This window comes from bacterium (assembly GCA_040754625.1).
Taxonomy (GTDB): domain Bacteria; phylum JACRDZ01; class JAQUKH01; order JAQUKH01; family JAQUKH01; genus JAQUKH01.
The window spans coordinates 24,948-33,456 of sequence record JBFMCF010000003.1 but is presented as its reverse complement, the minus strand read 5'-3'; the positions used below and the strand labels follow the sequence as shown (position 1 = coordinate 33,456).

At 37.9% G+C, this 8,509-nt stretch carries 9 protein-coding genes; all 9 read right to left on the bottom strand.

Annotation, left to right across the window (positions count from 1 at the left end; genetic code table 11):
* Positions 1-139: 139 nt before the first annotated feature.
* A complete protein-coding gene (locus tag AB1498_00290) occupies positions 140-850 on the bottom strand; it encodes an ABC transporter ATP-binding protein (protein ID MEW6086739.1) in 711 nt (236 codons plus the stop codon).
* 101 nt (positions 851-951) lie between these two features.
* Positions 952-1,755, bottom strand: coding sequence for a nucleotidyl transferase AbiEii/AbiGii toxin family protein (locus tag AB1498_00285; GenBank protein MEW6086738.1), 804 nt, complete (start codon positions 1,753-1,755; stop codon positions 952-954).
* A gap of 3 nt (positions 1,756-1,758) precedes the next feature.
* Positions 1,759-2,394 carry a hypothetical protein gene (locus tag AB1498_00280; protein ID MEW6086737.1) on the bottom strand — a complete coding sequence of 212 codons (636 nt, stop codon included), beginning with the start codon at positions 2,392-2,394 and terminating at the stop codon, positions 1,759-1,761.
* A 93-nt stretch (positions 2,395-2,487) separates the two neighbouring features.
* Complete coding sequence (locus AB1498_00275) at positions 2,488-4,224, bottom strand: helix-hairpin-helix domain-containing protein (GenBank protein ID MEW6086736.1); 1,737 nt, start codon at positions 4,222-4,224, stop codon at positions 2,488-2,490.
* Between the two features lie 54 nt (positions 4,225-4,278).
* The gene (locus AB1498_00270; protein ID MEW6086735.1) at positions 4,279-4,905 is read right to left on the bottom strand and encodes an XTP/dITP diphosphatase; all 627 of its coding nucleotides are present in this window, start codon (positions 4,903-4,905) and stop codon (positions 4,279-4,281) included.
* A gap of 241 nt (positions 4,906-5,146) precedes the next feature.
* Positions 5,147-5,887, bottom strand: a complete 741-nt coding sequence (gene rph, locus AB1498_00265; protein ID MEW6086734.1) for a ribonuclease PH — start codon at positions 5,885-5,887, stop codon at positions 5,147-5,149.
* Positions 5,888-5,907: 20 nt separating this feature from the next.
* Positions 5,908-6,702 (bottom strand): glutamate racemase, encoded by a 795-nt coding sequence (gene murI, locus AB1498_00260; GenBank protein ID MEW6086733.1) that lies wholly within the window; start codon positions 6,700-6,702, stop codon positions 5,908-5,910.
* Between the two features lie 4 nt (positions 6,703-6,706).
* A complete protein-coding gene (locus AB1498_00255; GenBank protein MEW6086732.1) occupies positions 6,707-7,282 on the bottom strand; it encodes a GerMN domain-containing protein in 576 nt (191 codons plus the stop codon).
* Entirely contained in the window at positions 7,283-8,509 is a 1,227-nt protein-coding gene (locus AB1498_00250; protein MEW6086731.1) for an N-acetylmuramoyl-L-alanine amidase, read from the bottom strand. It abuts the gene before it with no gap.

The window sequence follows — 8,509 nt, the reverse complement described above, 5'->3', positions numbered from 1 at the left end:
AAAAGTATCCCCATTTTTTTGAAAAATATAAAAAATTATGCTTTTACACTTCCTTTTTTTATTTATTCCTTATTTCACAACTACTTACTGTTTTCTATGTCTATTTTTTGGGGATAGTCCTTTTTAAGCAGGATATATTTTATTCTCCAAGATAGAGCCTGCCGATATCCGGATTGTTTAAAAGCGCCTCCCCGGTATCTTCAAACTCATTTTTGCCCATGGAAAGAACATATCCCCGGTTCGAAACAGACAAAGCCTTTTTTGCGTTCTGTTCAACCATCAAAATAGCGACATTTTCCTCCCTGTTAATCATTTTAATCTTCCTCATCATTTCTTCAACCATATTGGGGGCAAGGCCCGCGGAAGGTTCATCAAGAAGCAAAAGCTCCGGGGTTAACATCAAAGCCATGCCTATCGCAAGCATTTTTTGTTGGCCGCCGGATAAATCCCCCGCTTTTTTATCTTTAAAATTATTTAAAAGAGGGAAAATTTTAAAAACTTCTTCTATACTTTTATCATAATTATCCTTGCGCACAAAAGCACCCATATCCAGATTTTCTTTCACAGTCAATGACTGAAAAACATTATTATCCTGCGGGACAAAACATACACCGTTCCGGACGATTTGATACGGCTTTAGATTTGTTATATCTTTATCATTAAAAAAAACACTGCCGTTGAATTTTTTAACCAATCCAAAAATGCTCTTTAATAAAGTCGATTTGCCTGTTCCGTTCGGGCCGATTATAGAAACAATTTCATCCTTTGAAACTTTTAAAGATGCTCCTTTTACAATTTCAAGCTGTCCGTAACCGGAAATTAAATTATCCACTTTTAACACTGGTTGCATAATATTAGCTCCAGGCTTTGGTCAAAAAGGGTATTGGCTCAAGGCTCAAGGGCCTATGGGAAAAACCATCTCACCATAGAACCTACACCCTTCAGCCTTTTTTACCATACTGATTCAATGGCACTTTTGAGTACTTTTAAATCAAAAAGATTTATTTCAGACTTATCTTCCAAAAACCTCACCACATCTTTTTTGGCTTTATCAAAATCCACTTTTTCAATATTTTCCATAAGAAATTTTTTAAAACTACCCTCGTCAATTTCCGGATTATAGCCTTCGGTCTGCAACACAGCATTGTTAAACAGCGTGAAGTTCGGCTTAATTTTATTTCCTAAATACCAAAAAAAGTCGTAAAAATCTCTTCCTTTGGTGAATTTTCTGTAAAAACAGGCATGCAGTTTGGTCGCTAACATTGACGGCAAATCAAAATGCGCCACATTAAAAAGATAGATTTTATTCACAAAAGTATTCTGGATATGCCCCCCATCAGGCGGATTTGAATCAACTTCAATTTTAATAGATAATTTTTGTTCTTTCAGCGGAGAAAGCCCCAGATCTTTCAGCAATCCGGTAAATTTAAACATAGCACTGTGAACAGTTTTTTCTTCATTAAACGAGGATTCCACTTTCAAACCCTGGAGGCTAAATCCGTTAATAAGCTCCGAGTTTAATACAGCAAAATCATACCCCTTCTTTTTGGACAGCGAAAAATCAAGGTCTTCTGAAAAACGCCTCAGGTTAAACAAAACTCTTAAAGATGTGCCGCCCGTAAAAGTAATATTGTCAAATAACTTTTTTTCATAAATAATCTTTAAAGCTGCAATTTGCAGAAATTCACGCGCCCTGTTGGTTTTTTCTTCAGTTGACATATTTTGGCTAAACTGTTGTTTAATAATTTCGATCATTTTTTAATTTTCCTCTTTTATGAAATCACAAAATTCACGCACAGCTTTTGTTAAGCCATTATTTCCAAAAAGCCGCGCCAGTTCAATAATCCTTCTTTTTCTCAATATGCCCAGATTCTGAAAACGGTAAGAATCTCTGAACACATCGCCTGAAGAACGCGCGAATTTTCTGAGATTTAGATATAAAAAATCAACTACCGCCTTCTCGGGTTCGGCGATAAAAAATGAAATCCCGCCTTCCTCTTTCACGCTCCTGAAACCTCTGAATCCCGAAGGTTTAATGTGCTGATAAACAAACCGGCCGAATCCATTTTCAAGACAGTACGTTTTTTTTGTGGTAACCGAGGTTACATCCACGGCTTTTTCCGGAATTAACCCATAGAAACCAAGCGCGTATTCCAGGCTTACATATGAAGGCCAAAACAGCTGATTGGCAATAAAACTGCGGCTGGGATTGATCTTCCTGTCATTTTCATTCAAAAGATACATCCCCCGCTTCAACTTGATAATTAATTCCTTATCCTGCCAGCGGTTAAGCTGATTACGAACGACCTGCCTGTCTTTTCCCTGCTTTTCAACTTCTCTGCTCAAAATAACAGGCAGTCCCTGAAATTTGTTTTTAAATTCTGTATAATTCATTTCATTTCCCTATATAATCAATAATGATTATCTGCGGAAACAGTTTACAATAATTTGATTGCATTGTCAAGTTAATTGGACAGATTTTTCCATTTACCAGACACAATCAAAAACTATTCTGTATATCTCCTCGGGATTCGGGAAAATATCTTCACTCGAATGCACGGCTCTAAAACTAAAACTTAATGTAACTTGTTTGATTTCTCTTAATTTCGCGTAAAAATAGTATTCTCTTTTTTTATCCCCCGCGATAGTAATATTATCGTCATTAAATTTTGCCCGTATAAGAAAAATATTTTTATCACTCTCTAATTTTACTTCTGTTCCCCAAAAATTATCAACAATATTTTCACTTCCAAATTCTTTATTTTCATTTTGTCCGTAAAAAACATCCAGTTCAAATTTTCTCCATATGTAAAATCTTCCGTCTATATAATCTTTTATTCCCTTATCTTCTTGTCCGTACAAATCTTCGCCTCTAATCCTGCGTTTTAACCATAAACGTAAAAATGATACGGGATAATAACTTATCTGCCCGGTCAATTCCCTGTCCGTTATTTTTCTTCCAGGATGGGACCATTGGTCAAAAGATGTTCTAATAGTAAAGTCCCTTCTGAATTTGAAATTTGATTCAAAATAAAATCCCCTTTCATCCCTGTCATCAGGCTCATCATCTTCCTGGGAGAAAGACTGGCTGTGGGGATTATAAAAATCCGGCGCGTAATCGCGAAAAGAGATTAGAGAAAAAACTTTTTTTAAATCATAATATAATTCCATATATTTGCCGCCGCCTTTTCCTTTAACTTTAGCTGTTTCCCCTGAAAATCTAAAGGATCCATACCTGTAAGAAAAATCCATGCCTGAAACTTCCGCCTCATTACCGTCCGGATAGCCGTTTAGATTAAAATCGAAATCCTTTTTTATTCCGGATTTATAATACGTTCCTCCTAAATTAAAATATTTCGTCACATCAAATATTGTATTTAATCCTTTTATTTCTTCCTGGTAAACATCCGGGAAACCATTATTATTAAGCTTGTTTTTTGAATAAAAAGGGGTTAATGTAACACAATTTATTTTTAATTCCAGGGCGGTCCCAAAAAATTTATCATACAGGGAAAGGTCCGGCAATATCCCGATTCTATTTCTGCTGTAAGAATTCCCAATGACCAAACCCTTCCCGAATCTAAGTGTGTAATCACCCGCTGTAATATTCTTTATGCCAAAAAAATCCTTAAGTAAAACATATTTCTTTTTTAAACGGAATTTGATTTCCTCGTCCTGCTTTTTTGGATTTCCGTTTTCTATCGAATAATTATCAACCTCCTCGTCCCTTTCCAAAATATATCCAAAACCGAACCAGGGCGTTTGATACCGGAGCCTGTGATAAACATAAAGCCCTTCATCATCAAGAGGGTCTTCTTCGAGTTTAACGCGGACTAAACCGCCCTCTTTTAAAGGAAATATATCAACAAAGTTTCTGATATTTTTATAAACATCTTTTGATAATAATGGGACTTTTTGAAGGTCGAAAATTTTGGAAAAGTCCCCTGATTTTTCACGGTATTCTATAATTCTTTCGGCTGTTTTTATGTCAATGCCCGGCAAATCCAGCAAATCCTCAATGCCCGCCTGATTAATATCAATCTTATTTTCAAAGATGTCCAAAAGACGCAGGTAGTCAAAATATTCTATCAACCCTTCATGGTAAAACCGGTAAATATCTTCTTCCGAATTGATTTCCTGCCCGTTTAAGTTTGTTGAGGTAAAGGCGTAAGTAGAAGAAAATAAGGCTAAAATTATAAAAAAAATAACTAATATTGTACGCATAAGGGTCTTGGGTCAAGGGTATAGTCTCAAAAAGGTTCCTGCCCCAGGGAGGGGCTAAGAAAAAAACTTTCTTGCCCCAGAGCCCGCACCCTTTACCATAGAGCCTATTATCTTCTTCATTTCCTTCATCGCCTTTGCCCTGTGACTGATACGGTTTTTTGTCTTTCCACTAAGTTCCGCAAATGTTTTTTTATAACCTTTCGGGACAAAAATAGGGTCGTACCCAAAACCATTTTCCCCTCGTGGAGCAAAAATCATCCTGCCCTCGCATGTCCCTTCAGTAAATTTTACTTTCCTTTTTGAAAAATATAAACAGAGGACAGCTTTAAATCTTGCCGTCCTTTTTTGTTCCGGTACATCTTTAATTAAATCCAGGACTTTTTTTATATTATCAGCGTCTTTCGCGTTATCCCCTGAGAACCTTGCGGAATGTATTCCCGGCTGGCCGTTCAAAACATCAATCTGAAGTCCCGAATCATCTGAAATAACCGGGAATCCAGTTATTTCAGAAATAATTTTCGCTTTTTTTAGCGCATTATTCTTAAACGTCAATCCATCTTCTACTACATCAGGCAAATCAGAAAAATCATCTAATGATAGAAGGTTAACATCTAAACCCTTAAGTATCTCCTTAATCTCTTTCAGTTTCCCTTTATTCCGGGTTGCCACAACAATATCCAAATTTTCTCCTTAGTTAGTCATGTGCTATAGGGTATTGCCTGATTTTTTGCGAAATTAAAACATTTTTGTAAATAAATCTTGGCGAAATTTTGGAATTTCGATTTCCACGACGCAAGATAATGCTATTAGATAGGATTGTGGAAATCGTCCAAAATGAGCCTTAGATTTATTCAAAAAAGTTGACTAAAGCAAAAAATCAGGCAACACCCTATACTACTATCCTAAAATTGGCTGCACAACACTATATTAATTCTTCCGTTTTCAAAACCTCTTTTTCAATCTTTATAAGCTCCCTAATGCCTTTACCCGCCAATTCCAGTAGTTCTTCCAGCTCTTGTTTTTCAAACGGCCTCTTTTCCCCTGTCCCCTGAATTTCCACATACCGGCCTCCCGCGGTCATTACAACATTTAAATCCAGGTCAACCGCCGAATCTTCTTTAAAACAAAGATCCAGCAGTTTCTGGTCTTTTTCTTTCCCTACACTGACGCCCGCGATAAAATCCCTTAATATTCTGTCTTTCATCTTTCCTTCCTTTTTAACATGCCTGATAGCGTCATACAGCGCGATAAACGATCCGGTAATCGAAGCCACCCGCGTCCCTCCGTCGGCCTGTATAACATCACAATCCAGCCATATTGTCCGCTCCCCCAGGTTCTCAAGATTGACCACGCTCCGCAGGCTCCTTCCTATAATCCGCTGGATCTCCTGTGTCCGCCCCCTGGGTTTTATGGACAACCCCTCTCTTGGAATTCTTATTTCCGAGGAACGCGGAATCATATTATATTCCGCTGAAATCCATCCCTGGCCTGAATCCCTTAAAAAAGGCGGGACTTTATTTTCAATTGAAGCGGTACAAACTACTTTTGTCTCTCCCATTTCAAAAAGTACCGACCCCTCCGCGAATTTAATAAAATTACGGGTCACCTTTACCTTTCTTATTTCATTGTATTTTCTGCCGTCCGGACGTAAAATTTTACTCATGTCAAAATCTGCCTTTCTATTTACGGATTGATTTTTTCAATCACTATTTTATCACTTTTAAAAATTGTTTTTACCATTTTACCAAAATTTTCAGAAGAAGAGCTGCAGTAAAATTTGTATGCCGGTTCCCTTAATCCGTTTAACTGGTTATTATTTGTTAAAACTCTTTTCACCTGGCAGGCAACAGCTTCTCCTGAATCGAGGATATGAATACCCGGCCCGGTTATTTTTTGAATTAAATTGCGGACAAGCGCGTAATGCGTGCAACCTAGGGCCAGGACATCTATTTTTTCTTTAAGAAGCGGAGTTAAATATTTCCTCAACAAGCCTTCTATTTCAATTTCATTTTTTTTTATATTATTCTTTTCTATTAACTCCACAATTCCGGGACAGGGCTGGTTTATTACCCTTTTATCCGGCGCGAACTTCCGGATTAATTCCTTCTGATAATTGCTCTCAATGGTAAACTTCGTGGCAATCACGCCAAAAGTATTGGTTTTAGTAAGATTAGCGGCGGTTTTAACAACAGGAACAACACCCACCAGGGGAATATCGAATTTAGAACGAAGATAATCAATCCCGGCCACCGTGGCCGTGTTACAGGCAACCACAACCAGTTTGCAGTTTTGTCCAATAAAATATTTTACCAGCCTGGCGGATAAATTCCGTATTTCTTCGATAGTCTTATCACCGTACGGACAATAAAGATTATCTCCGAAATAAATTATATCTTCAAAAGGCAGGAGGTTAACAATCTCTTTTGCAATCGTCAACCCGCCTGCTCCCGAATCCAGAATGCCGATTGGTTGTATCATAATATTAAATATTTTTCATTGAGAACGGATACCGTGTATCCAGGTGCCCGGAAATAGTTTCTATTTCTTTTCCCTCGACAAGTATCTGGACGCTTTTAACTTCAGGGAAATTGGCGCACAATGTGTTTACTATTCCGTAAACAGTCATAATCTCGCCTGAACTCCCGCCGGGATGGTTTTTTACAAACTCCGCGCTGAAATCCACATAGGCTGTACCGTTTTTATCAAGAAATACTTCTTTCAGCACTGTCCCTTCAGGAATAACCGGGTCCAGGTCTTTATCCGGGCCTTCTACCAGGGCTATAACCGCCTGTTTAATCTGGTCAATTTTTGAAACAGTCCTGTAAATCTCACGGGATTCAACAATCAGATGTTCATCATCGGGAGAAGAAAAATAAAGGCTGATTTTCATCTTTTCATCTGAATCTTTTATCTTTGGAGCAGTCTCTGAATAAATCGGCCGGACAGCTTTTTTAGGTCTTTTTGAAAAATATTTAATATAATAAAACCCGGCGCCTGCCAGCAAAATGATAATAATTCCAAAAAAAACAATTTTTGACCCGCCGCCCTTTTTTGGCATTTACTTTTTACCTCCAACACCTTCATATTTGGTCTTAAAAGCAAGAATACCGTTAAATATCTGCTGGGCATAACCCGCGCGGATACTTTCTTTCTTCAGGTTATTTTCTTCCTGTTTATTCGTTATAAAACCCATTTCTACGAGGATCGACGGAGAATTAGCCCCCTCCAGGACAAGAAACGGAGCGGACTTTACGCCGCGGTTTCTCAATGACAAATTTTTTTTCATCTGCTCGCCGAGAATGCCCGCCAATATGCGGCTTGTCTGGATATGCTCTGTCTGGACAATATCCCAAAGCACAAATTCAACATCAGACGCCTTTTTATTCTTTCTTTCATATTTTACGGCTTCATTTTCAAATGCGGCAACGGCGCGCGATTCATCATCCATTGCGGCGGACAAAAAATATACTTCTATGCCGTTGGCGTATGAACGCCGGGACGCGTTAGTATGCAGGCTTATAAAAAGGTCGGCTTTTGCATTGTTGGCAATAGCCGCTCTTTTCCGCAATGGAATAAACTCATCCTTATCTCTTGTTAAAATTACATGGACCCCTAAATTCTTTGTTAACAATTTTTTTATTTTTAATGCGATATCCAAAACAACATTTTTTTCTTTTAATCCCGTGGGACCGATAGCCCCGGGGTCAATACCGCCGTGCCCCGGGTCCAAAACCACTGTATAAATCGCTGGTTTATTTGAAGGCAGAACAAAAGATTTTGTTTTATTCCCATTTTTACCGGCAGCATCCGTTTTTGGTCTAACAGCGGTAAAAACATCCTTTGATTTTGATTCAGGTTCATCCTTTTTATCGAAAACTATAAAAGCCTTGTCGTCTTTTTTATAACTAATTTCCTTTGCCAGCAATTCCGGCAAAACCTTGGTTATTACCTCAACCGGCAAAAAATATTTTTTTTTCTCTTCCCTGGCAGGCAAAGACAACTGTTTTATATGGCTTCCGATTCTTACTTCTTTGCTTCCGATAAAAAAAGAGACCTTTTTATCTTTATAAGTCAACTCTATTTTTTTCGACGCCAGTTGCAGATTTTTGCCGAGAGAAAATATTTTTTGCAAATTATCAAGCGGGAAATATTCTCTCCCGTTAATCTTTTGGGAAGCAATTTCTTCGTGTCTCCCGTTGTCCCGGAAAATTACTTGATATTGGTTTCCCTGCGCAAAAACCAAACTGCTGAGGAAAAAGAAAAAAACAAAAATCCTGTATTTCAT

Excerpts from the sequence above, each read along its gene's own strand:
- AB1498_00250 (MEW6086731.1), bottom strand. The coding sequence starts at position 8,509 with ATGAAATACAGGATTTTTGTTTTTTTCTTTTTCCTCAGCAGTTTGGTT.
- AB1498_00255 (MEW6086732.1), bottom strand. The coding sequence starts at position 7,282 with ATGCCAAAAAAGGGCGGCGGGTCAAAAATTGTTTTTTTTGGAATTATT.
- murI (MEW6086733.1), bottom strand. The coding sequence starts at position 6,702 with ATGATACAACCAATCGGCATTCTGGATTCGGGAGCAGGCGGGTTGACG.
- rph (MEW6086734.1), bottom strand. The coding sequence starts at position 5,887 with ATGAGTAAAATTTTACGTCCGGACGGCAGAAAATACAATGAAATAAGA.
- AB1498_00285 (MEW6086738.1), bottom strand. The coding sequence starts at position 1,755 with ATGATCGAAATTATTAAACAACAGTTTAGCCAAAATATGTCAACTGAA.
- AB1498_00290 (MEW6086739.1), bottom strand. The coding sequence starts at position 850 with ATGCAACCAGTGTTAAAAGTGGATAATTTAATTTCCGGTTACGGACAG.
- AB1498_00280 (MEW6086737.1), bottom strand. The coding sequence starts at position 2,394 with ATGAATTATACAGAATTTAAAAACAAATTTCAGGGACTGCCTGTTATT.
- AB1498_00275 (MEW6086736.1), bottom strand. The coding sequence starts at position 4,224 with ATGCGTACAATATTAGTTATTTTTTTTATAATTTTAGCCTTATTTTCT.